This window comes from Streptomyces sp. B8-7 (assembly GCF_058833805.1).
Genome location: NZ_JBYRRL010000002.1, coordinates 1,027,608 through 1,051,240 on the forward strand (window position 1 = coordinate 1,027,608; position 23,633 = coordinate 1,051,240).

18 protein-coding genes and 2 pseudogenes are annotated in these 23,633 nt (G+C 72.0%); 14 read left to right on the plus strand and 6 right to left on the minus strand.

Annotation, left to right across the window (positions count from 1 at the left end):
• Positions 1-347 precede the first annotated feature (347 nt).
• On the minus strand, positions 348-1,433 hold the full coding sequence (locus AC5K6T_RS13110) for a hypothetical protein (protein WP_493208651.1): 1,086 nt from the start codon (positions 1,431-1,433) through the stop codon (positions 348-350).
• Complete coding sequence (locus AC5K6T_RS13115; protein WP_493208653.1) at positions 1,430-2,680, minus strand: glucarate dehydratase family protein; 1,251 nt, start codon at positions 2,678-2,680, stop codon at positions 1,430-1,432. The genes AC5K6T_RS13110 and AC5K6T_RS13115 overlap by 4 nt, the downstream gene beginning before the upstream one ends.
• Positions 2,681-2,837: 157 nt before the next feature.
• On the opposite strand from AC5K6T_RS13115, the pseudogene AC5K6T_RS13120 reads away from it, so the two are divergent.
• Positions 2,838-3,353 (plus strand): annotated as a pseudogene (locus AC5K6T_RS13120) (transposase); the annotation flags it as partial.
• Positions 3,354-3,397: 44 nt separating this feature from the next.
• On the opposite strand, the gene AC5K6T_RS13125 reads toward AC5K6T_RS13120, so the two are convergent.
• Positions 3,398-4,354: a 5-dehydro-4-deoxyglucarate dehydratase gene (locus AC5K6T_RS13125; RefSeq protein ID WP_493208654.1), complete on the minus strand. Its 957-nt coding sequence runs from the start codon at positions 4,352-4,354 to the stop codon at positions 3,398-3,400.
• Between AC5K6T_RS13125 and AC5K6T_RS13130 the strand changes: the two genes are divergently transcribed.
• The 7 genes and pseudogenes from AC5K6T_RS13130 to AC5K6T_RS13160 all read left to right on the plus strand — a co-directional run.
• A complete protein-coding gene (locus tag AC5K6T_RS13130; protein WP_493208655.1) occupies positions 4,344-4,649 on the plus strand; it encodes a hypothetical protein in 306 nt (101 codons plus the stop codon). The two genes, AC5K6T_RS13125 and AC5K6T_RS13130, sit on opposite strands and share 11 nt — an antisense overlap.
• Positions 4,650-5,143: 494 nt before the next feature.
• Entirely contained in the window at positions 5,144-6,349 is a 1,206-nt protein-coding gene (locus tag AC5K6T_RS13135) for a sugar ABC transporter substrate-binding protein (RefSeq protein WP_493209336.1), read from the plus strand.
• On the plus strand, positions 6,349-7,287 hold the full coding sequence (locus AC5K6T_RS13140) for a carbohydrate ABC transporter permease (RefSeq protein ID WP_493208657.1): 939 nt from the start codon (positions 6,349-6,351) through the stop codon (positions 7,285-7,287). Before AC5K6T_RS13135 ends, AC5K6T_RS13140 begins: the two co-directional genes overlap by 1 nt.
• Entirely contained in the window at positions 7,284-8,144 is an 861-nt protein-coding gene (locus AC5K6T_RS13145; protein ID WP_493208658.1) for a carbohydrate ABC transporter permease, read from the plus strand. Before AC5K6T_RS13140 ends, AC5K6T_RS13145 begins: the two co-directional genes overlap by 4 nt.
• Positions 8,145-8,357: 213 nt before the next feature.
• On the plus strand, positions 8,358-9,179 hold the full coding sequence (locus tag AC5K6T_RS13150; RefSeq protein ID WP_493208660.1) for an NAD-dependent epimerase/dehydratase family protein: 822 nt from the start codon (positions 8,358-8,360) through the stop codon (positions 9,177-9,179).
• A gap of 290 nt (positions 9,180-9,469) precedes the next feature.
• A complete protein-coding gene (locus AC5K6T_RS13155; protein WP_493208662.1) occupies positions 9,470-10,240 on the plus strand; it encodes an IclR family transcriptional regulator in 771 nt (256 codons plus the stop codon).
• Between the two features lie 33 nt (positions 10,241-10,273).
• Positions 10,274-10,669, plus strand: a pseudogene (locus AC5K6T_RS13160) (transposase); the annotation flags it as partial.
• Between the two features lie 147 nt (positions 10,670-10,816).
• Here AC5K6T_RS13160 and AC5K6T_RS13165 read toward each other — a convergent pair.
• The gene (locus tag AC5K6T_RS13165; RefSeq protein WP_493208664.1) at positions 10,817-13,201 is read right to left on the minus strand and encodes a SpoIIE family protein phosphatase; all 2,385 of its coding nucleotides are present in this window, start codon (positions 13,199-13,201) and stop codon (positions 10,817-10,819) included.
• Positions 13,202-13,549: 348 nt separating this feature from the next.
• On the opposite strand from AC5K6T_RS13165, the gene AC5K6T_RS13170 reads away from it, so the two are divergent.
• The 3 genes from AC5K6T_RS13170 (at position 13,550) to AC5K6T_RS13180 (ending at position 16,314) form a co-directional block, all read left to right on the plus strand.
• Positions 13,550-13,795, plus strand: coding sequence for a hypothetical protein (locus AC5K6T_RS13170; protein WP_493208665.1), 246 nt, complete (start codon positions 13,550-13,552; stop codon positions 13,793-13,795).
• Between the two features lie 4 nt (positions 13,796-13,799).
• The gene (locus AC5K6T_RS13175) at positions 13,800-14,177 is read left to right on the plus strand and encodes a toxin Doc (protein ID WP_493208666.1); all 378 of its coding nucleotides are present in this window, start codon (positions 13,800-13,802) and stop codon (positions 14,175-14,177) included.
• A gap of 508 nt (positions 14,178-14,685) precedes the next feature.
• On the plus strand, positions 14,686-16,314 hold the full coding sequence (locus AC5K6T_RS13180; RefSeq protein ID WP_493208667.1) for an RICIN domain-containing protein: 1,629 nt from the start codon (positions 14,686-14,688) through the stop codon (positions 16,312-16,314).
• Between the two features lie 170 nt (positions 16,315-16,484).
• Here AC5K6T_RS13180 and abmR read toward each other — a convergent pair whose 3' ends face one another.
• Positions 16,485-17,009, minus strand: coding sequence for an ATP-binding transcription factor AbmR (abmR, locus tag AC5K6T_RS13185; protein WP_493208669.1), 525 nt, complete (start codon positions 17,007-17,009; stop codon positions 16,485-16,487).
• A 324-nt stretch (positions 17,010-17,333) separates the two neighbouring features.
• Here abmR and AC5K6T_RS13190 point away from each other — a divergent pair, with 324 nt between their 5' ends.
• The 3 genes from AC5K6T_RS13190 to AC5K6T_RS13200 all read left to right on the plus strand — a co-directional run bounded on the left by AC5K6T_RS13190 (position 17,334) and on the right by AC5K6T_RS13200 (position 20,706).
• Positions 17,334-17,768: a subtilase-type protease inhibitor gene (locus AC5K6T_RS13190; RefSeq protein ID WP_493208670.1), complete on the plus strand. Its 435-nt coding sequence runs from the start codon at positions 17,334-17,336 to the stop codon at positions 17,766-17,768.
• A 234-nt stretch (positions 17,769-18,002) separates the two neighbouring features.
• On the plus strand, positions 18,003-18,533 hold the full coding sequence (locus AC5K6T_RS13195; protein WP_493208672.1) for an SRPBCC family protein: 531 nt from the start codon (positions 18,003-18,005) through the stop codon (positions 18,531-18,533).
• Positions 18,534-19,326: 793 nt separating this feature from the next.
• Positions 19,327-20,706: a S1 family peptidase gene (locus tag AC5K6T_RS13200; RefSeq protein WP_493208673.1), complete on the plus strand. Its 1,380-nt coding sequence runs from the start codon at positions 19,327-19,329 to the stop codon at positions 20,704-20,706.
• A 177-nt stretch (positions 20,707-20,883) separates the two neighbouring features.
• Here the strand turns inward: AC5K6T_RS13200 and AC5K6T_RS13205 are convergent, their stop codons facing one another.
• Entirely contained in the window at positions 20,884-23,091 is a 2,208-nt protein-coding gene (locus tag AC5K6T_RS13205) for a SpoIIE family protein phosphatase (protein ID WP_493209338.1), read from the minus strand.
• Positions 23,092-23,633: the final 542 nt, after the last annotated feature.

The window sequence follows — 23,633 nt, forward strand, 5'->3', positions numbered from 1 at the left end:
TCAGCCGGTGGTCGTTCGTCCACACGGGCACCCCGATGCCGGAGCAAACCTCCGGATCAGTCGAATCGAACCCGTACACCACTTCCCTGGAGCACACGCCACGACGCCACCCCGCATCTCGGGCACCGTGCCGACGACGCCACGGAGTGAGCGCAGAACGTGACCCTTCCTGCCGTACGCTCGATCGACGACCACCACACCGGACAAATGCGGTAGCAACCGCCCCAGACCCCTGAATCGCACACCCGGTGGATGCCCGGTTCAGACTGGGTACGTCACAGGATCTCCGACAGAGCCGAACTGCGGCGCCGGCCAAGCCGCGTACTCGGCGGTCACCCTGGCATCGATCATGAAGGGCTCCTGTCGAAGGCAAGGACGGCCCGCCGCAGTGCGTCTTGGCGCGGCGGGCCGGCCAGTCCGAGATGGTAGAGATGCAGCTCGTCGGCGCCGGCTGCGGCGAGTTCTGAGACATGGGCAGGCTCTGGGCCGAGGCAGGTGACATATGCCCCGATCGAGACGTCGCGGTCAAGGGCACACCGTGCCGCGCGGACACGCTCCACGGATCCCTCGTCGACCGGCCAGCATGAGGTGACCAGGGCCGCCACCGCCGGACTGCCGGTGAAGCCGGGAAGCGATCCCGTCGACCACGGATCCGCGTCGCCGTGCAAGGTGACCCTCAGGTCGCCGGCCGCGGCCAGGACGGCCTCCCGGAACCCATCGGCCGTGCGGTGCCGCGCTGCGAGCAGCTGCTCGGCAAGGCCTTCGTCCAGTGGCGCCTCCCCACGCACCGCGGCTCGCAGAACCGCGCGAACCCTGTCGGGATCGTCGTTCCAGCCACGCGCACAAGCGTCGCAGCAGCACACCGACAGCAGGCTCATCGTGTGCGGGTCGAATGCTCCACCGATCTTGTCGTGGTGACCGCCGTGCGCGACGCCGAACTGACCGCACGCCTCCAGACAGACGCCTGCCAGCGGCAAGTCGCGAACGGTCTCAGCTACCAAGGTGGCGGAGTACTCGACGACGTCGTGGTGTGCCGGGCACAGGGCGTACGGGTAGTGGTCACCGAAGCAGTTGCGGACGGTCAGGTCCGGATGGGCGGCGCCGAGTGCGGTGTTGTGGGTGAGCACCACCCACGCCGTGACCGGCATTCCTTCCGCTGCCAGCGACCGCGCGGCGCCGCCGAAGGAATCCGCCGACCGGGTCCACGGTGCCCTTGACGGAACGAGACGTCCCCACGCCCGGGATCGCACGGGCCGGTAGAACGCGGCCCAGGAAGCGTCGACCATCACGTGGTGGGGATGCCAGGGGGTCGCCGCGCGCACCGTGTGGTAGCTCGCCGCGATCGCCACGTGGTCCACGCCGATCTCTGCTGCGCGGGGGGCGAATCCGGGATCGTCGTTGACGTCCCAGGGATACGCGTAGCCGACGATCACAGCGTGCCCCGATGGGGGTGGTATCCCGAGTCGAGCGAGCGCATGTAGGCGGTGTCGTCGCGATATCGCACACCGCATGAGAGGTACTGCTCGTGGAGCCGCGCAAGGGCGTCGCGGTCCAGTTCAACGCCTAGTCCGGGCCCGTCCGGCACCCGAATCGCGCCTCCCTCGAACTGCAGCGTTCCGGGCTTGATCACATCGTCGTCCTGCCATGGCCGATGTGTGTCGCACGCGTAGGAGAGATGTGGAGTTGCGGCGGCGAGGTGGACCATCGCGGCCAGGCTGATGCCCAGGTGGCTGTTGGAGTGCATGGACAGCCCGATGCTGAAAGTCTCGCACAGTGTGGACACCGCCTGGGTGAGTCGCAAGCCGCCCCAGTAGTGGTGGTCGGACAGGAGTACACCGATCGCGCCGAGCCGCACAGCCTCGGGAATGTGCTCGAACGCGACGACGCACATGTTGGTGGCCAGCGGCATCGGCGCTCGGGCCGCGACCGCAGCCATACCGGGAATGCCGGGCGTGGGGTCCTCCAGGTACTCCAGAACGCCTTCCAATTCCTCGACAACCTTGAGTGAGGTCTGCACGCTCCAGGCCGCGTTGGGGTCGATCCGCAATGCGCAGTCCGGAAATGCCGCGCGCAGTGCGCGGAGGGCATCGATCTCCTCTTCAGGCGGCATCACCCCGCCCTTGAGCTTGATCGACCCGAACCCGTACCGGTCGACCATTCCCCGTGCCTGGGTGACGATGCCGTCAGGGTCCAGCGCCTCACCCCATATGTCCGGCTCGGCGCCCGGATGCGCGGCCCACTTGTAGAACAGATAGGCACTGAAGGGCACTGCCTCGCGAACCGCGCCGCCCAGCAGGTTGGCGACGGGCCGTCCGAGGGCCCTGCCCTGGGCGTCCAGGCAGGCCACTTCAAAAGCGGAGAACACGGACAGCAAGGTCTTGGACGCGGTGGAGCCACCGGTGAGTCCGTGGTTGTCGGTCACCTTGCCTCCGGACTCTGTGACAATCCGGCGCAGCCCGTTCAGATCGAACACGTCCAGACCGGGGAGCCGGACGGCGATGGCACGCAGCCTCTCAAGGAATGCCTCATCGCCGTACGACTCGCCCAGGCCGGTCACCCCGTCCTCGCAGACCACCTCGATCACGCTGCGCAGTGCCCAGGGCTCATGCACACCCACAGCGTTGAGCAGTGGTGGGTCTGCAAAGGCGACCGGGGTGATGACGACGTCACGGATGATCATCGCGCCTCCGTAAGTTGTTAGGCGGCCCAGAGGGCCGGATGTGGCTGATCGTGGCTTGCCTTCAGTGGCTTCCGAGGAGTGGCCGTCCGGTTCTCCGGGGTGCCCTGCCTGCTGATGGAGATGGTGCCGCCTGGTGCTGTCGCCGATTACGGAGCGTGTACGAGGCGTCGGCGCAGTTGCCGCGACCGCGCTGGAAGCTGCCCAGGCCCGGCGAGCCGCACTGCCCGGCAAAGACGTCGCCGCACGGATCCTGGCCCTGGACGACCGGATCAAGCCCATGGACAAGCAGACCAGAGAGACGTTCCGCCGCCACCCACAGGCGGAGATCATCGAGTGCCTGCCCGGCATGCGCCCGATCCCCGGCGCCGAGTTCATCGCCGCTGGCGACCTGACCGCCTCCGCGGACCGCGGCCACGTTGGTTCGGCGGCCGGGCCCGTGCCTGCGCCACGCTACTCCGGACGGCGGACCGGCCCCCTTCACCGGCCGAGGCGCTGCAGCCGCCTCCTGCGCAGGGTGCTGTATCTTTCTGCGCAGACCAGCATCATCCACGACGTCCCGGACCGGGACTCCTGCCTCGGAAAGAGTGGCGAGGGCTACGAGCACGGGCAGGCCATCATCGATCTGGCTCGCCGACGAGCGAGTGTCCTGTGGGCACTCCTGCTCGACAACTGAGACTTCACCGCCGCCCCGCCGGTCACGCAGGCGGCCTGACTTCGTCATGGAGACTCCTTGAGCGCGGCGCGTCCCGCCTCGATCAGCTCCCCAAGCCGCTCGACGTGTTCCGGAGCGGCATCCACCAGCGGCGGACGTACCCCGCCCAGGCTGGGCCCGGTGAGGCCGGCGCCCGCCTTGACCAGAGCGACTGCGTAGCCGGGGACGGCGTCGCGCAAGTCGGCGAACGGCAAGTAGAACGAGGTGAGCAGCCGCTGGATCATCCCATGATCGTCGGCGTGCAGGGCCTGGTGGAAGGCATGTGCGATCTCGGGGGCGAAGCAGTGCACGGCGGAGGAGTAGCCGGGTACCCCGATTCCCCGGTAGGCCAGGGCCGACAGCTCCGCGGTGGGCATGCCGTTCAGGAAGGAGAACTCGCTCGCCCGTTCGTGCCCGCTGCCTCGGATCGCGGTGACGATGCGCAGCAGGTTGTCAATGTCACCGACGCCGTCCTTGAGGCCGGCCACCTCGGGTATCTCCAGCAACTTCCTGGCGGCAGAGGGGGTGAACACCGCATTGGCCCGCTGATAGGCGATGACCGGGATCGGGGAGCGGGCCACGGCATACCGCACATGGTCGAGCAGCCCCTCCGGGGTGCCGGAAACCAGGTACGGGGGGAGGAGCAGCACGCCATCGGCGCCGCACTCGGCCGCGGCGGCCACGCACTCACGGGCGAGCGCGGGTCCGCCGCCTGCGCCCGCGTAGACCGGTACGCGCCCTGCTGTCGCCTTGATCGCGGCCGCAACGATCTGGCGATGCTCGCGGAGGTTCAGTGCGCTGAACTCCCCTGTCCCGCACGCAACGAACACGGCCCCAGCGCCTGCTTCCACCTGGCCCTCCACGTGGCGGGTGAAGGCGTCGAGGTCGACCTGAGTGCGGTTTGCGGTGAAGGGAGTGAGCGGGAAGGAGAGAAGTCCTTGAAGATTCATCGAACCGCCCGTATTCATATAGGTGAACATCATTCTGTATAATGTCCACGTGCAGGAGCACGGTAAGGCATCCATGCCCGAGGGTCAACGAGGCGGCGGGCTTTCCCGGCTACCCCTCGGTCCGACCCGTACTGCCGAGCCGGCAAGGTCCACCGATGGTGAAGTCCTCCTGCGCCGCACCCATGACCTGGCCGCGGCCCGGGCCCGCGGCATCGTCCAGGCCTGCCCGGCCCGGCGGATCCTCGTCCTGGCGGACCGCGTGTCGTCGGCCGGCGCGATGAAGTCCCGCTCGTTCACGGTGCGGCACTCACCCTTGCCTGCAGGGTAGGTCCGCAGGTGACGGCATGGCCTGGGTCCGGGAATCTGGCCGGCCTGGCGATCAGCCCGGGCGGCGCCCACTCACGGTCACGACACCGGGCCCCTGGATCTTGATCCAGAGGTCTGCGCGTTGGTCCCCAACTGCAGCGGCAGGGTCGCCGCCATCGTCAAACGAACGTCGGGCCGGCACATGGCGGTCGAGCGGCGCGCGGCGTTCGGCGTTCGGCGTTCGGCGTTCGGCGGGCGGCCTACTCGAGGCAAGCGTCTAGTTCATGTACATAAACTTTGTTCGCAGTCTTGTTGTTGTGGAGAGGTTGTGCGTAGGGTCCGGTCACCTTGCCCCGCATGGACTGATCGGAGTCACCCGTGTCGAAGTCAATCCGGAAGTCGAGATGGGGGCGGCGCGTCGCCGTTCTCTTCGCAGCCTTTTCCGTAGCCGCTGCCGCTGGATGCTCCTCCGCTGGCGCAGGCAAGCAGGACGCGTCCAAGCCGCTGGAGATCTGGATCCGTCAGGATGCCGGAAGCCCGTCCGCGGAGTCGGCGGAAGCGCTCACCAAGGCGTTCACCAAGGCGAGCGGTATCAAGGCGAAGCTCGTCGCTGTCGGTGTGACGGACTTTGAGACCAAGCTTCAGCAGCGCGCCGCGCAGAAGGATCTGCCGGACATCGTCATCAACGACACCGGCCAGCTGGGCGGCCTGGTAACGCAGGGGCTGGTCCGTGAGGTCGACCGCAAGGGGGTGGTTGGAGGGACCGATCTCGCCGAGCGTGCCTGGAAGGCAGCGCAGGGCTTCGACGGCAAGTACTACGGCGTGCCCTTCAACTCGCAGGCCTTCGCGCTGCTGGTCCGCAAGGACTGGCGCCAGAAGGTGGGCGCGGGAGTACCCAGGACCTGGGATGACCTCACGAAGCTTGCCGCGAAGTTCACCACGGATGACCCGGACGGCAACGGAAGGGACGACACCGCCGGCATGGTGATCCCGGGCACCACCACCCGCGGCTATCTGGCATGGTGGTTCTCCACCATGCTGTGGGCGGAGGGCGGCGACTTCGTCAAGCAGGAGGGCGACGGCTTCGTCCCTGCCATCGACGAACCGGCGTCGGTCAAGGCCGTCCAGAAGCTGCAGGCGATGTTCTGCGACTCCAAGGTCGCCCAGCCGGGAGCCAGTACTGCCGACACTGCCACCACGCACACGGTCTTCGAGAGCGGCAAGGGCGGTATCTATCTGACAGGCCCGTACATGCTGGCGCGCTTCGACGGCTCGCTCGGCAAGGACAAGTACGAGGTCATCGCCCCACCGTCCGGCGTCGGCGGCAGAGCGGCTCTGGCGGAGGGCGAGAACGTCTACCTGATGGCCGGCTCAACCCATGAGGAGGGCCAGCAGAAGTTCGCCGAGTTCGCCGCCTCCCCGCCCGGCCAGAAGATCGGCATGGGCATCGACAACGGCGGCATCATCGTTCGGCTGCCGGTCAACACCAAGGTCGACGGAGCCGCCGAGCGGAAGGACCCGCGCTGGGACGTCTTCCAGGAGACCTATGACCAGGTCGGCCGCAATGTGCCGAACCTGCCCAACTGGACCAACTTCCGCCAGATCTCCTCTGAGGGCCTCAACGGCGTCATCTCCGACTGCTCACGCAATGCGGGTGAGGCAATGGAGGAGCTGGCGGGCGAGTTCGACACGGAACTCGCGAAGCAGGGAGCCAAGCCGTAATGACGGTGACCGAGGCGAGGATGCCACCCGGTCGGGAGGCCCGCTTCCGGGGACGCCCAGCCCCGCCGAAGCAGCGGCTATGGCGCAGGACCGCGACACCGTGGCTGTTCCTGGCACCTGCCCTGCTGCTCTTCCTCTTCTTCAAGTTCATCCCGATGTTCGACGCCGTGCGGATGAGCTTCCAGGACGTCCAGCCGTTTCTCGGCGACACCTATGCCGGGGGCGCGAACTACGCCGAGATCATCGACAGTCCCGACTTCCGGGCGGCAGTATGGCACACGGTGGCGCTGGCCATCGCGCAGACCGCGGGATCCATCCTGCTCGGGCTAGCGCTGGCTCTACTGCTGGAGGGGCAGACACGGGTCCTGTGGTTCATCCGGTCGGCGATCTTCCTGCCGGTGGTGACGGCCATGGCGGTGGTCGCCGAGGTGTGGCGGGTCATGTACTACCCGGCCGGGGATGGGGCGCTCAACTCCGTGCTCTCCGTCCTCGGGCTGGGGCCGAGCGAGTTCCTGAACTCCCCGGACACCTCGCTGGCGTCCATAGCGGCAGTGGGGATCTGGAGAGGCGCCCCGTACGACATGATGATCTTCCTGGCGGGGCTGGCCAGTGTGGATCGGACGCTGTACGAGGCGTCGGCGGTCGACGGCGCGTCACGGTTCCGCAGGGTCTGGCATGTCACGCTGCCCGGGTTGCGCCCGGTCTTCGCGATCCTGCTGACCCTCGCGGCGATCCGGGGCCTGCGAGTCTTCACCGAGGTGTTCCTGCTCACCAACGGCGGGCCCGACGGCTCGACGGAAGTCCTGCTGACCCTCACCTACAAGCTCGGGCTGGAACGCAACGAACTAGGGGTGGCGGCGGCCGGCACCGTCCTGTTGTTCATGGTGCTGCTGCTCCTGACGGTCACGACGCGGCTGCGACGACGGGAGGTCCGATGAGAAACCAGACGGCGCTCGGCTTGCACGAGGCGCGCGGGCCGTGGGCCCGGGTGCTGCGGTTCACCCTGTACACCGTCCTCTTCGCCACCTTCGCGGGGCCGCTGTTGGCGCTGATGGTCGGCGCCTTCACGCCTACGGTGGACCCGACGCAGTTCACCCTGGTCCCCGACCGCCTGTCCCTGGACAACCTGGAGCGAGCGGTCGATCGCAATGTCCTGGGCTACCTTCTCAACTCCTTCGTCGTCGTCGGCGGAGGACTGATCCTGCAGGTCCTGGTCAGTGTCTTCGCAGGCTATGCCCTAGCCCGCAAACGCTTCCGCGGTTCGGCCACAGTCCTGGTGCTCTTCCTGACGACGATGATGCTGCCGGAGGAGGTGTTGGCCGTGCCGCTGGCTGTGCTGCTGGCAGACCTGCCGGTACTGCACATCAGCCTGGTCGGCTCACTGGCCGGGATGATCGTACCGGTGGCGGCGTGGGGCTTCTCGATCCTGGTGATGACCGAGTTCATGAAGGAGATCCCCAGAGAACTGGAGGAGTCCGCACAGCTGGACGGTGCTGGCGAGCTGCGCATCTTCTGGCAGGTCATCCTCCCGCTCTGCCGCCCGGCCCTCGGTGTGATCGGCATCTTCGGCTTCGTGATGATCTGGGACCAGTACATGCTGCCGCTGCTGGTCGCCACGGACCCCGACCAGTACACCCTGTCACTGGCCCTGCGCACCTTGCGCTCAGACGACCAGGTGGGCATCGGCGTGCTGCTGGCGGGCGCGTTCTTGGCGATGCTGCCGTCGACGCTCGCCTTCCTGGCGCTGCAGCGATCGTTCGTCCGAGGGCTGACCTCGGGGGCGGTCAAGGGATAGAGCAGGAGACACAAGGGCTGTTGATCCAGCCGGTTGCGGACGTCTCGACTCCTGCCGACGGTGTCAGTGGGGTGAAGCCGCACCCGTCTGTGAGCAGGACGGGACTCTTCGACTTCCATCGTGCAAGCCGGACCTGCGGCTACGCATCGCGAGGGGGAGAACCGGAACACTCTTGTCACACGCTGGTCCGATCCACTTGAGGAGAGACCCCAGATGCCCACTCCCCACACCGTCCTGCTTACCGGCGCTGCCGGCGGCCTCGGAACCCTGATGCGCGAGCGCCTTGAGACGTACGGGTATGAGTTGCGCCTGTTCGATCTCACTCCTGTCGAAGGCGAGCCCACCGCGATCACCGCGGACCTGGCGGATACGGACGCCCTTCGGGAGGCCGTGCGCGGCACGGACGCCATCATCCATCTCGCTGCCATCTCCCTGGAATCCACGTTCGACATGATCTTGCGCGCGAACATCCTGGGCACTTACCACCTGTACGAGGCGGCACGATCCGAGGGCGTACGCCGGATTGTCTTCGCCTCCAGCAATCACGCCGTTGGCTTCACTCCGCGGCCCGAGGGCAGCCCCACGCCTCGCGCATCGCTCATTCCGGTCACCACCCCGCACCGCCCCGACACCTTCTACGGCCTCTCCAAGTGCTTCGGTGAGGACTTGGCGTCGCTCTATTGGGACCGCCACGGCCTCGAGACCGTCTCCATCCGCATCGGCTCCTGCAAGCCCGAGCCCACCTCCGTCCGCATGCTGTCGGTCTGGCTGAGCCCCGACGACTGCGCCCGGCTGGTGCACGCCGCGCTTACCGCCGAGAACGTGGGCCACACCGTCGTCTTCGGAAGCTCGGCAAACACCCGGCTGTGGTGGGACCTGTCCGGCGCGTGCGCACTCGGATACCAACCGCTTGACGATTCGGAGCCGTATGCCGCGCGCCTCATCGCGGAGCAGGGCGAGCCGGACCCGGACCACCCCGACCACGCCCACCTTGGAGGTCACTTCTGCACCAGAGCCCCCATGTGGCCACACTGACCCCCAGGCGACGAAGCCACAGAGCAGTGCCGCCCACCGGGAAGGGTGCACCCCAGGACAGCCGTGCCCTCGACCTCGCACCGCGCGCCGATGTGACGAGGCCGAAGCACTCACCCCATAGGTGCACTCGGCGACGACCACGGGCTTCGGCCATCCGAACTCGCCGTGACGGTGACCGCTGAACCGCTTGCCGCATGCACGGCGTATTCCGTATGTTGAATCGCGTCCCTGATGAAATCTCTGAATCCTTTCGGGGGTCTATTTTGGGTCGAATGAAAGGATCAAAAGCGATGCTGGTTGGGGAGTCCGGGGGATCCCAGGTCAAGTCGGCGGTTCGGACCGTGGAGTTGCTGGAGTTCTTCGCAGGGCGGCCGGGCATGCACAGCCTGTCCGCCGTCCAAGAAGCTGTCGGCTACCCGAAATCCAGCCTCTACATGCTGCTGCGCACGCTGGTGGATCTGGGCTGGGTGGAGTGCGACGCGACCGGCACGCGCTACGGCATCGGCGTTCGCGCTCTGCTCGTCGGCACCTCGTACATCGACGGGGACGAGGCCGTGACCGCCGCCCGGGCGACGATGGACCGGCTCTCGGCCGACACTTCGGAGACCATCCACCTCGCCCGCCTCGACGGCACCAACGTCGTCTACCTCGCCACCCGGCAATCGCAGCACTACCTCCGCCCGTTCACCCGCATCGGCCGCCGTCTCCCGGCCCACTCGACCGCCCTGGGCAAGGCGTTGCTGGCGACCCACTCCGACGAGCACGTGCGCACGCTGCTCCCGGAAACGCTCGACTCGCTGACTGAGAACACCTACACCGACCGCGAGAAGCTCATCGAGGAACTGCACGTGATCCGCGAGCGGGGCTACGCGGTGGACCGCGAGGAGAACACTCTCGGCCTGCGTTGCTTCGGCATCGCGATCGGCTACCGGACGCCGGCGCGGGACGCAATCAGCTGCTCGGTGCCGGTGGCCAGGCTGACCCCTGTTCACGAACAGACGATCAAGGACGCATTGTTCGACGCCCGGGACCGGCTCGTGCTGGAGACCCGCCACCTCTGAGCTCGACTCTGTCCGGGAGTGTGTCCTGAACCCCTGTACGCCGTCCTGGACCGGGGCTGGCTGGAGCCGGTGCGGCTGCGCCGCGTGCTGACCGGTCTGCCCGTGCCGAGGGCGGCCGACGGGCGGATCGTGCTCGCCGTGGACGTGTCCCACTGGCTGCGCCCGGACGCGCCGACCAGCGACGCGCGGCTGTTCCGTCACGTCTACGGACGTGGGGACCGCAGCCGTGACCAGTCCGTGCCGGGCTGGCCGTACTCCTTCGTCGCCGCCCCGGAGGCGGGCCGCACCTCCTGGGTCGCTCTCCTGGACGCGGTCCGCCTGGGCCGGGCGGACGACGCCCCCCAGATCACGACCCGCCGACTCCGCGACGTGGTGCACCGGTTGGTGGCGGCCGGACGCTGGCAGCCGGGCGATCCCGAGCTCCTCATAGCTCAGCAGGGACAAACGCCGAGCTCAGCCTGTCGAGCGCAGGTAGGACCGGTATGCGTACCGGCCCAGCGCGGTGCAGCAGGAACCCACCGAAACGGCCGGACGACCGTGGGAGGAATCCCCGGCCTCCAGGCCGGGGAGCGGAAGTCAAAGGACCCCGTCGTCCTCGACGAGCCCCAGTTCCGCCCAGATCGTCTTGCCCTCGGCCGTGTGCCTGCTGCCCCAGCGCTGGGTGAGCTGGGCGACCAGCAGCAGCCCCCGGCCGCCCTCGTCCCAGGTCTTGGCGCGGCGCAGGTGCGGCGCCGTGTGGCTGGTGTCGGAGACCTCGCAGATGAGGGTGCCGGTGTCGTGGATGAGGCGCAGCCGGATCGGCCGGGCGCCGTAGCGGATCGCGTTGGTGACGAGTTCGCTGACGACCAGCTCCGCCGTGAACGAGGCCTCGTCCAGCCGCCAGGTGGCGAGCTGCTCGACGACCTGCTTGCGGATCGGCGCGACCAGCGCCGGATCGGCCGGGATGTCCCAGGTCGCCACCCGGTCCGCGGCCAGCCCCCGGGTGCCGGCCAGCAGCAGGGCCACGTCGTCGGCGATGCCGTCCGGCGGCAGCAGCGAGGCGAGGACCCGGTCGCAGGTGTCCTCCAGCGACCGGCCGTGCCGGTTGAGCGCCTCCCGCAGCGCCCCGCGGGAGTCCTCGGCGTCCCGCTCCCGGGACCAGACCAGGCCGTCCGTGTAGAACGCCAGCACCGTCCCCTCGGGCAGGTACAGTTCGGCCGACTCGAACGGCAGCCCGCCCAGGCCGAGCGGCGGCCCCGCGGGCACCTCCACCTCGTGCGCGGTGCCGCCCGGCGGCAGCATCACCGGCGCGGGGTGCCCGGCGCGGGCCACGGTGCACTTCCGGGAGACCGGGTCGTACACCGCGTACACGCAGGTGGCGCCGACCTCGCCGGGCCGGGCCGCCTCGCTGCCGTTGTCCTCGGAGAGCCGTACGACGAGGTCGTCGAGGTGCGTCAGGAGTTCGTCGGGGGCCAGGTCGATGTCGGCGAGGGTGCGCACGGCGGTGCGCAGCCGGCCCATGGTGGCCGAGGCCTGCACACCGTGCCCGACGACGTCGCCGACCACCATCGCCACCCGCATGCCCGACAGCGGGATCACGTCGAACCAGTCGCCGCCCACCCCCGCCCGGGCCGCCGGGAGATAGCGGGAGGCCGCCGTCACGGCGGCCGTGCGGGGCAGGCGGCGCGGCAGCAGACTGCGCTGCAGGGCCAGGGCGGTCTGCCGTTCGCGGGAGAAGCGGCGGGCGTTGTCGATGCACACCGCGGCGCGCGCGGTGACCTCCTCGGCGAGCAGGACGTCGTCCGCGGTGAACGGGTCGGGCCGCCGGAAACGCGTGAGCACCGCCACGCCCAGGGTGATGCCGCGGGCCCGGATGGGCACCGACATCGTGGCGTGGATGCCGTACTCCACGACCCGCTGGCGGCGCGCCCGGGACTTGGCCAGCCACGGTTCGAGGTCCCCGGAGGCCACCGAGGCCACCGTGGCCCGGCCCGCGACCAGCGAGTCGGCCTGCGGCGACGCGGCCGGGTAGAAGTCGAACTCCCCCGGCTGGACGACCGCCTCGGGGTTGCCCGGGTTGACGGACTGGTGCGCGATGCGGCGCAGACCGACCGGCAGGTCGATCCGCGCGGGCGGGTCGCCGCTCGGCTCGTCCGCCTCCAGCAGGTCGACGCTGACGAAGTCGGCGAGGGCGGGCACACACACGTCGGCCAGTTCCTGGGCGGTGCGCGTGACGTCGAGAGTGGTGCCGATCCGCACGCTCGCCTCGTTGACCAACTGCAGCCGCTCGCGGGCGAGATAGCTGTCGGTGAAGTCGTGGGCCGCCAGGTAGACGCCGCGCGCCCGGCCGTCCGGCCCCGTCACGGGCGTCATCCGGATCAGCCAGGCGTGCGCGCTGTCCTCGCCGCCCGTGCGCAGATACGTCTGCACGTCGCGCGCCCGGCCGCTGGAGAGCACCTCCAGCAGGTTCTCCTCCAGTTGCTCGCTCTGCGGCTTGCCGCCGATCTCCGACAGTCTCAGGCCCCGGATCTGCTCCCGGGGCAGCCCCAGCGTGCGGGCCATCGCGTCGTTGACCGAGTGCAGCCGCAGCCGCTCGTCGTACACGGCCAGCGCACACGGCGTCTGGGCCAGCGCCGACACCTCCAGCGGATCGCCGGGCGGCCGGTCGGCGGGGCGCTCCAGCGGGGAAACCACCAGCCAGTGCCCGGGTCCGCCGCCGGACGGCCACTGGTGGTGGGCGAGCAGCCACACCCCGACCGTACGGCCGTCCCGGTGCCGCAGGGTGAGGGAGCCGTACCAGCGGTCGCCGCGCACCTCGGGCCTGGTGCCCTCGACGAAGTGCGCCGCCGGGCGGCCCAGGACCTCCGCCGCGGTCCAGCCCAGCAGCCGCCGCGCGCCGTCGTTCCACGAGGTCAGTGTGCCGTCCTCGGCGATGACGGCGCGGGCCGTCGCGGCCTCGTCGAAGGGGTAGGCCAGGCTCATTGTCCCTGCTCCATCGCGCACACTCATCGTCAACGGGTGCGTCTCGTCCGTTCCAGACTAGTGGTTCCGCCGGTTCCGGCGAACGGGAGACGGGGCCGCAGGCGCCGGAAACCGCCGGTCAGCCGCGCGACCCCGGGCCGTCCCGGGCCGTCCCGGGGCCCCGGCGCCGGTCTCGCGAGCCCGCCCGGCCGCGGGGCCCGGGCCGGGCGGGCGGAACCGGGGGGCCCGCCCGGCGGGTCGCCGCCGCCCGCCGGGGGCGGCCGGCCGCACCGCACGGCCGGTACCGGAGCCGGTTGCCTGTGACCTGGTGCTATTTACGCTCAAGTACCCGAGCGGTACCGTAGCGTCATGCCAGCCCTCAACGTGGAGTTCAGTGAGCGCGAGCTGGAGGACCTGCGGCAGATCGCCAAGGAGCGCGGTACGTCGATGAAGGCCCTCGTCCGGGAGGCGGCCGCCGCCGACATCGCCCGGCACCGTGCGCTCAAGGAAGGGGCGGAGGCGTTCCGTCGCTTCTTCTCCGCCCACGCCGACGAATTCGCCGCGGCCTTCCCCGAGGACGAGACGCCCGCCAGAGGCGAGAGGCGGGTCGTCTGACACCATGACGCCCGTCGTCCACATCGACGTGCCCTGGCTGCTCCAGCGGCACGAGGAAGTGCTGCCCGGGCAGCCCACGATCAACGACTTCTCCGCGCTGGTCGCCGCCGTCGCCCGGCACCGCGTCGACCTGCCCCGGCTGGGCGTCGACTCCGACCCCGCCTGGCGGGCCGCCGCCCTGCTGCACACCCTCGCCCTGCTGCGGCCGCTGCCGTCGGCCAACGCGCGCTTCGCCTGCGCCACCGCGGTGGCCTACATGTTCGTCAGCGGCGTCGGCATCGACCCGCCGTACGGTGCGCTGGTGGACCTCGCCCGCGACCTGATCGACGGCCGGACGGACGTCTACGGCGTCGCCGACCGGCTGCGGTCCTGGCAGATATAGCTCCCGGCCGGCGACTGCCCGGCCGCGACGGGGGACGGCGTCGACGCGTGCCCTGCGCCGGGGACCGCGGGGCCGCCGGTCCCGCGGCCGACCGCCGTCCGGCCGGACGCTCGGGGCCGCCGGCCGAGGGCGGGAGGAACGGGGCCGGCGGCCGGTTTCGCGCGGGAGAGCCGCCGTCCCGCGCGGGGCCTGCCGAGGAGGCCGGTCCCCAGTCCACTACGCGCCCGCGGACGCCGGGAGCGTGCGGGACGGGCCGGTCGGTGCGCGCCTTTCACACGGGGCGCCCGGCGGGGCGAATAGCCGTGCGAATCACCGGCCCGTGTAAGGCCGGCGTAAGCCGGTGGGAAAACCCCTCTTGACTCACTTTCAGTAACGGCGAGGTTGCCCAAGTGCCTTGTTGGTCTTGAGCACGCTGTGCAAGGGTGAAGCGCCCGGTGCCCCGGGCTCCCCTTTTTATCCGCCGGCCGAACTCCTGTGTGTCGCATACGCGTGGGAAGGAATCCGTTCAGTGCCACCCACCCCCCACCCGTCCCGCCCGCCCTACCCGCCGCCAGGCGCCTTTCCCGGAGAATCCGACGAACTGCTCGCCGCCCGCCTGCGCAGCGGTGCGGACGGCGAGGTGTCCCGTTCCACCGCGCTGCTGCTCATACGTCACTGGCAGTCGGCGCACGAGTACGCGGTCATCTGCCTCGCGGACTCCGGGCCGGCCGCCGCCATGGTCACCGGCGCCGCCGTCCACCAGCTCCTGGACCGCCTGAAGCTCGGCGAACCGGGTGTCGCGCTGCGCCCCCGGCTGCTGGCCGCCGTGCGGGACACCGTGCGCCTGTGGTCCGCCGAGGACCGCCTGGCCGAGGCGGTGCCCGGGCTGCGCAAGCCCGCCGGCGGCCGAGGCATGCGGGCCGCGTCCGCCGAGACACCGGAAAACCGCCGGATCATCGAGCGCGCATTCCTCACCCTGCCCCGGGTCGACCAGTGCCTGCTGTGGCACACCGAGGCCGAGGCGGAACCGGTTTCCGTTCCGGCGGCGCTGCTCGGCATGGACGCCGAACTCGCCGAGGCGGCCGTCGAACAAGCGCGTGAAAAACTCCGGGAAGGCTGCGTCCGCGCCCACCGGGAACTCGCCCCGAGCAGTGAATGCCGTTTCCACAACCGACTTCTGGACATCCCCATCCGGCGTGGCGGGGCGCTGCTTCCCGACGTCCGCCGGCATCTGGCGGAGTGCCGTTACTGTCGTGCCGCGGCCGAACAACTCAGCGATTTCGACCGGAGGTTGGGGGAGTTGCTGGCCGAGGCGGTACTCGGCTGGGGCGCCCGGCGCTATGTCGAGTCCCGGCCGGGGAACACCGAAGGAGCCCGTCCGCGCAGCTCCGCCCGGCAGGGCCCGGGCCGCGGCGGCGGATCCCGCCGCCGCGGCCGGCCGCGCGGCCGGCCCCTCGCCCGCGGGTCCGCCCTGATCCGCGGCTCCGTGCTGGTCCGCCTGGTGCCGGGCGAGGTCCGCCCGCCCCGGGCCCTGCTCACCGGGGCCGGGCTGGTCTTCGTGGGGCTGTTCGCGTTCGTTCTGGGCGCCGGCCTGTGGGACGGCGGCGGCGCGTCCGAACCGATGGCGTCCACGGGCGGCCGGGCGCCCTCGCCCGGGGACGACTCCCAGGGCCCGTCCACGGCGCCGACCGGCAGCGCCGGACTGCGGGCGCCCGGCGGAACCGGGCTGCTCAACGCGGGCGCGGGCCTGTGCCTGGACATCGACGGCGAGCCTCGCCCGGGTGCCGGCACCCTGCTTGCCCGGTGTGCGGACACCGGCACCCGGACGTGGTCGTACGCGGCCGACGGCCTGCTGCGCAGCGTGGCCGCCCCCGGACTGTGCCTGGACTCGCACATGGACGCGGGCGTGGTCGTCCTCGCGACCTGTGCCGCGGCGGACGCGCCGCGCGGGGACGACGTGCGCTACACGCTGACCGACACCGGAGAGCTGCTGCCCCGCTGGGACGAACAGCTGGCCCTGGCGGTCACCGACGGCGGACCGCGCGCTGACATCGTCGTCAAGGTCCGGGACGGCTCGCCGGCCCAGCGCTGGGTGCCGGCACCGCGGCAGAGCGCCCCGGCCGGCGCCTCCGTGCGGTCGGCCCACGTGCCGGGCTGACGCGACGGCCCGGGGCGTGCGGCCGTCCGGCCCTCGGCGGCCGGGCCGCCGCGCGTTCCGGGCGCCCCGTGCCGGGCGGCCCCCGCTCCCGGACCCGTCACGCCCCCCGCTCCCGGACCCGTCACGCCCTGGAGCGCCGGCGCGCCTCGACCGGACGTGCCGGGCCGCGCTCAGCCGGTCCCGGGGCCGCGGTCCCTGACCTCCTGGACGTGCTCCAGGGAGTCCCGCAGCTCGGCGAGCCAGTCGTCGGTGTGCCGGTGCACCAGCCGGACGCACCAGGCGAGGGCCTCGCTGCGGCTGCGGGCGACCCCGGAGGCGACGAGAGTGTCCAGCACCTGCCGCTCGCTCTGCCGCAGCCGTGTCATCACCGGGGCGGCGACATGGGTGAACAGCGCGCGGTCCGTCCCGCACTCGACACCCCAGGACACCTTCCGGCGGAAGCGGTGCTCGGCCTCGCGGGCGACCGCCGTCCGGTCCTGCCTGGTGCGCTCCCGGAACTCCTCGATCCGGCTCCGTACGGCCGCCTCCCGCTCGGCGGGCGGCGCGTCCCGGTCCGCGGCCGGCTCGGCGATGCGGCCGATGACGATGATCTCCTCGCGGTCGGCGGCGACCTCGACCAGCTCCTCGAAGAGGCCGTCGGGCAGCCGTCCGGCGAACCAGCCGCGCAACTCCTCCTGCTGCTGCTTCGTCATCATGTAATGACGATTACGCGCTCCCCTCATGAACACAAGGGGTCGCGCAGGGGCGCCCGGGGCGCTGATTCGGAATGTTTCCGGCCGATTACGCAGCGTGATAAATGCGGCCATTCGGCCACCCCGGATGATCAACGAGCGGACGAATCGGGGTCTGGAACGGTCGCTTCTGTGACTTCACGCCACTGCTTCAATACGCAAGGTTACCGAAACCCGTGGGTTCGATGTGAATTCCGGCGAGGTTCTCGGCAGACTCGCGCTCGCCGGTCCGGCTCCCGAACCCGGGACACCGCCGGCACTCCGGAATCAAGCGGAAGGATGCACACAATGCGGATCACCGCGCGCTGGGCGGCCACCCTCGGCCTCACCGCCGGCGCCCTCTGCGGACCGATGACCGGGGCGGGCCACGCCGCCCCCGGCAGCGCGCCGGCGTCCCTGTACGCCCCGTCCGCCCTGGTACTCACCGTGGGACACGGTGAGACCGCGGCCGACGCCACCCCGGAACGGGCCGTCACGCTGAACTGCGCGCCGACGCCCTCCGGCACCCACCCCGCCGCCTCCTCGGCCTGCGCCGACCTGCGCGCCGTCGACGGCGACATCCGGGTGCTCGACACCCGCTCGGGGATCATGTGCACCCGGCAGTGGGACCCGGTGGTGGTGACCGTCCAGGGCGTCTGGCAGGGGCAGCGACTCTCCTACGAGCGCACGTTCGGCAATGACTGCGAGAAGGCCGCCTACGGCTCGGGCGTCTTCTCGTTCTGAGACGGGGCCGCAGGGAACGCGTGAACGCGGCCGGACCCGCGGATGGGGAGTGCGGGCACGGTCGCGGGGTTCCCCGCGGTACCCCAGCCGGGGACCGGCCGGGCGGAGTGGGGCCGCCCGGCCGGACCCCGGCATCATGCGCCGGGAGCCCGGCGTCACGCTTCGAGGTGGTGTACGTACGACCGCGGCGCGGGAGACATGGGGCATCGCACGGCTCCCAAGGAGTGATCCCGCATGCCCGCCGACCTCACCGGAACCTTCCTCGCCCTGGACGACGGCCGCCCCGCCGTCGTCCTCGACCGCGTCTACGCCCGGCCCGCCGAAGACGTCTGGTCCCTCGTGACCGACCCCGGCCGGCTCGCCCACTGGTTTCCCGCCCGGGCCGAGTTCGACCTCAGTCCGGGCGGCACGGCCCGGTTCAGCGGCGACCCGCACCAGCCCGACTCCACCGGCCTCGTCCTGGCCGTGGACCCGCCCCGCCATCTGGCGTTCGAGTGGGGCGGCGACGAGATCCGTCTGGACGTGGCCGGGGAAGAGGCCGGCCGCACCCGGCTCACCCTCACCGACGTCCTCGCCGACCCGGAGGCCGCCGCGCGCAACGCGGCCGGCTGGGAGGTGTGCCTGACCGCGCTGGACGCCCTGGCCCGCGACGAGACCCGCACCGGACCGCACGACGACGCGGGCGGCGCGCACTGGCGGGACGCCTACGAGGGCTACGTCCAGGCCGGCTTCCCCGCCGGAGCCCCGGTGCCCGGACACCCCTGACCCGCCCGGACGGCGGGCGACGGCCCCGCCGTCCGCCGGTGCCGGTCCGCGCCGGGCGGACGGACCGGCACCGGCCAAGCCGACCCCCTGTCGCCTCCGCCCCGTCCCGGACGCCCTCCTGACCCGTGCCGTGGTCCGTCCCGGCCGGGGTCCTGTCCTGTCCTGTGCCATGGTCCGTCCCGGGCCGGGGCCTTGTCCTGTCCTGTCCTGTGGTGTGGTCCGTCGTGTCCGGTGTGGCGTCCGGGTCCTGTGGTGTGGTCCGTCGTGTCCGGTGTGACCTCCCGGACCTGTGCGGCGGTCCGTCCCGTCCGGGACGCCCTCCCGGCTCGTGCGGCGGTGCGGCGCGGGCGGGCGGCGCGCACCGGCCGCCTGCCCGGCCCTGCGCCAGTGCCCCCGCTCCCGGCCGCCCGGCCCGCTCGTGCGGCCGTCCGTGCGGATCCGCGGCGCTTCCCGACCCGCCCCGGCCGGGTACGCCGTCCGTCCGGCGATCCCGAAGGCGCGCCCGCCCCACCTCGGTGGTGACGACCCGCCGGCCACCTCGTGCCGCTTGCGAGCGCCCTGTGCGGAGTGGGCGCATCGAGAACGGCGGCCTGCACAGGTGGACTTGTGCGCCACCGTCCCGGCGGCCCGCCCGACTCGGCACCCGCCGGGCCCGGTTGGCGCGGGGCCGGCCTCCCGGCCCGCCGCGGAACTGAACGCTCCGGGTGCCCGCCGCGTACCAGAGGCCATCCAGGTGCCCCCGACGCGGCTGCCGGCCGGCGGCCCAGACTTCGTCCCCAGGAGGTCGAGTAGGTTGAGTCACAAGCGAATGCCGAAGCGCAAGGCCGCGATCGCGGCGGGCAGCGTGGCGGCGCTCGGTGCGGCGGTCCTGCTGCTGCCCCACGCCAACGCCTCCCAGGACGGCGCGGCGGACGCGGCAGCTCCCCGGACTCTGAAGGCGGTGGACGCCCCCTCCCTCGCGGAGCAGATCGCCGCCGAGCTCGGCGACGCCTTCGCCGGCTCCTACTACGACGCGGGCCGGCAGCAGCTCGTCGTCAACGTGGCCGGTGACGACAACCAGCTCGTGGCCCGGGCGCAGCGGGCCGGCGCCGCCGTGCGCCAGGTCGACAACAGCACCGCCGAACTGGAGGCCGCCGCACGGACCCTGAGGTCCCAGGCGTCCGTGCCCGGCACCGCCTGGGCCGTCGACCCGCGCACCAACAAGGTCCTCGTCACCGCCGACCGCACCGTCACCGGCGACCGCTGGGACACCGTGGAGGCCACCGTGGAGCGTCTCGGCTCCGGGATGGCCGACCTGCGCCGCTCCAAGGGCACCTTCCGGACCTTCGTCTCCGGCGGCGACGCCATCTTCGGGGGCGGCTCGCGCTGCTCCCTCGGCTTCAACGTGACCGCGGCCGACGGCAGTCCGGCCTTCCTCACGGCCGGGCACTGCGGTGTCGCGGCCGCCCGGTGGTCGGACGCGCAGGGCGGTGCCCCCGTCGCCACCGTCGACCAGGCGGTGTTCCCCGGCGCGGGAGACTTCGCCCTCGTCAAGTACGACGACCCGGCGACCGCGGCGCCCAGCGACGTGAACATAGGCAACGGGCAGACGGTCGCCATCGGCGGGGCGGGGGACGCGACCGTCGGGGCGCAGGTCTTCCGCATGGGCAGCACCACCGGTCTGCGCGACGGCCGCGTCATCGGCCTGAACGCCACGGTCAACTACCCCGAGGGCACCGTCTCCGGCCTCATCCAGACCGACGTCTGCGCCGAACCCGGCGACAGCGGCGGCTCCCTGTTCACCCGCGACGGAACCGCGATCGGCCTCACTTCCGGCGGCAGCGGCGACTGCACCAACGGCGGCGAGACCTTCTTCCAGCCGGTCACCACCGCGCTGCAGGCGGTCGGCGCGTCCCTCGGCGGTGACACCGGCGCCGGAGAGCAGCAGGGCGGAGCGGCCGGTGACGGCGCCGTCGACGGCGCGGACGGCAACGGTGCGCAGGGCGACGGCGGTGCCGCCGACGGAGCCGGAGCCGGTAGCGGTGACGCGGCCGGAGACGGACACGGAGCCGGAGACGGCAACGCCGACGGAAGCGCCGACGGAAGCGCCGACGGAAGCGCCGACGGAGACGGACACGGAGCCGGAGACGGCCTCCGCACCGGCCGTGAGCACTCCTCGTCCGGGACCCGCTGACGGCTCCTCACCCCATCCGACCCCCCTGCCCGTCTCCACCAGCGGGCAGGGGCCGCGGCCCGGTCCCCCGGCGGGAGGACCGGGCCGCTCCGTGTCCGTGGAGCCCCGACCGTTCGTCCGGGGTCCTGCGCCACCGGCCCCGTCGCCACCCCCGCCCCTCCGCCGTCCGGCGGAGCCTCAGCGCCGCATCCGCAGCAGCATCAACGCCACGTCGTCCAGCCGCTCCTCCGCCGTCGCCAGCTGCCCCACCAGCGCGTCGGCGATCCGGTCCAGCGGACGGTCCCGGGCCTGGGCGAGCCGGCGGCTCAGGGAGACCAGCGCGTCCTCGATGTCGACGCCGGGTGATTCGATGAGGCCGTCGGTGTACAGGACGAGCACCGAGCCGGGCGGCAGCGCGACCTCCGTGGAGGGATAGCCGCCCGAGGCCTCGATGCCCAGGAGGGGGCCGCCCGCCAGGTCCAGCACCCTGACCCGTCCGTCCGCGCGCAGCAGCAGCGGAGGCGGGTGCCCGGCCCGGGCCATCACCGCCCGCCCGTGCGCCGGGTCCAGCCGCAGGTACAGGCAGCTGGCGAAGAGTTCGGAGCCGAGGTCGATGAGCAGCTGGTTGGTGCTGGCCATCACCTGCTCCGGCTCCTGGCCGACCGTCGTGTAGGCCCGTACCGCCGTGCGCAGCTGCCCCATCAGCCCGGCCGCCGTCACGTTGTGGCCCTGCACGTCCCCGATCACCGCGGCCGCCCCGCCCGCGGTCGGCACCAGGTCGTAGAAGTCGCCGCCGATGTCCATGCCACGGGTGCCGGGCAGATAGCGGGTCACGGCCGTCACCCCCCGCAGCGGGGGCAGCGAGTGCGGCAGCAGTGCCGCCTGCAGCCCGTGTGCGAGCTGGTGCTTGGCGTCGTACAGCCGGGCCCGTTCCAGGGCCTGCGCGATCAGCCCGCCCAGACTCATCAGCACGGCCCGCTCCTCGGTGGGGAACAGGCGCGCCTCCCCGTAGGCGACGACGCAGGTGCCGACCGGACGGCCGGACGCGATCAGCGGCAGGTACGCCCACGCGGCGAAGCCGTCCGGTGCCTCGTGGCGCGCCGGGTAGAGGCGTTCCAGCTGCTCACGCGACTCGAAGAACGCGGGCACCCCGCGGGTCAGCGCGTGCACGCCCGGAGTCGCCGAGTCGAGCGGTGCCCCGTCGAAGCGCTCCACGGCGTGCGGGTCGGGATAGCCGCGGTGGCCGAGCACGTGCAGCCGGCCGCCGAGCGAGCCGAGCAGGGCGACGGCGTGGCCGCCGACCGCCGGCACCACCTCGTCGGCCACCAGCTGCACCACGTCCTGCACCCCCACCGCCTCGGTGAGCGAACCGGCGAGGCTGAGCACCTGGGAGATCGTCACCAGCCGGGACGGCGCGTCCCCGCCGGCGGCGGTGTCCCCGGTGTCCCCGGTGTCCCCGATGTCCCCGGTGACCACGGCGGCCGCGGTGCCCGGGGCCTGCGGTCCGGCCCGGCCCGTCCGCGCGGCCGCACGGGCCCGGGTGATCCGCACGCTGAGCCCGGACGTGCTCGGGTACATCCGGAACGACAGCCAGTCCCCGGGCGGACGCAGCGCCACGAACGAGGTGACCTGCTGACTGAGCAGCGCGGCACGGTAGCGGTCCTCGTACACCGGGTCGTTGAGCCACGGCACCGACGCCCACGGCTGGGTGCCCAGGAGCCGGCTGACGGGGACGCCGACCAGCTCGGCCGCGGCCGCGTTGGCGAAGACGACCTGGCCGTGCAGATCGAGGGACCACAGTCCGTACGGCAGGCGGGCCACCATGCGCGCCGCCTCCACGGTGCCGAGGGTGGCCGCGGCGCCGCCCACGGGCGCGGTACCCACCAGGTCCGGTTCGGGGGCGAGCGGCAGGCTCAGTTCCGCGGCCCGCTCCAGGCGCACCGCGAGCCGGTGGCAGGCCGCCGTCAGATGCTCGTGCTCGTGCTCCGACAGCTCCGGCGGATGCGTGCCCGGCCAGGTCACGAAGACCGCGCCGTACACCGTGCGCTCCGTGGCCACCGGCAGCGCGGCCAGCGCGAACGGGTACGGCAGCACGACCGCGATGCGCGGAAACAGCCGTGCCATCTCCTCCTCGCCGCCCACCCACACCAGCCGCCGCTCGCGGGCCGCCTCGGCGACCGGGATCGGCGCGCTCAGCCCCACCCGCTCCCACGGCGCCGCGAACGCCCGCGGCAGCCCCGCCATCACCGCCATCTCCAGCACCGTCTGGTCGGGCTGGAGCAGATAGACCGCGCCGGAGTGCGCGTTCACCTCGTCCATCATCGAGGCGAGCGCCAGGGACAGCACCGGCCGGCCGACCGGCGCCCCAGGGGTCGCCGGCGCCTGCCCGTCGGACACGCCGACCACCTCCTCGCCCGACCGCGGAGCCCCGCGTTCCGCGAGGTCCGACACTCAAATCTCCCTCCACCCCGCCCGCGGCGCACGGCGAGCGCCCGCCCCGCCCGGTCCCGCCCGCCCCGCCCGCCCCGCGCCGCCCGGTCCCGCTCGGTCCCGCCCGCCCCGCCCCGCCCCGCCCCGCCCGGTCCCGCCCGGTCCCGTCCGGTCACTGCCCCGGGCCGGAACCTTTCGCCGGGCCGTCCGCCCCCCGTCCCGCCCACGGTGTGGGCCCGGTGCGCCGGATGACGCGCGGGCGCCGGTTTCCGGTAGCCGCGCCGGCCTTCTGCTCCCTCGTGCGACCGGATGCGCCGCACCCCTCCCACCAGCGGCGGGACCCTCCGGACGGCCGGCGCCGCGGAGCCGGCCGCCGGCCCGGGCGCAGCGGCCGCCACTGCGCGCGTTCCGGCCGAGTCGGTGCACGCGCGGGAGCGTGTCCGCCGCATACGCGCCCCCATGCCTCTCCGTGGCCGGTTTCTTCACGCGGCCGAACGGCTGTAATGCCCAAGAATGGG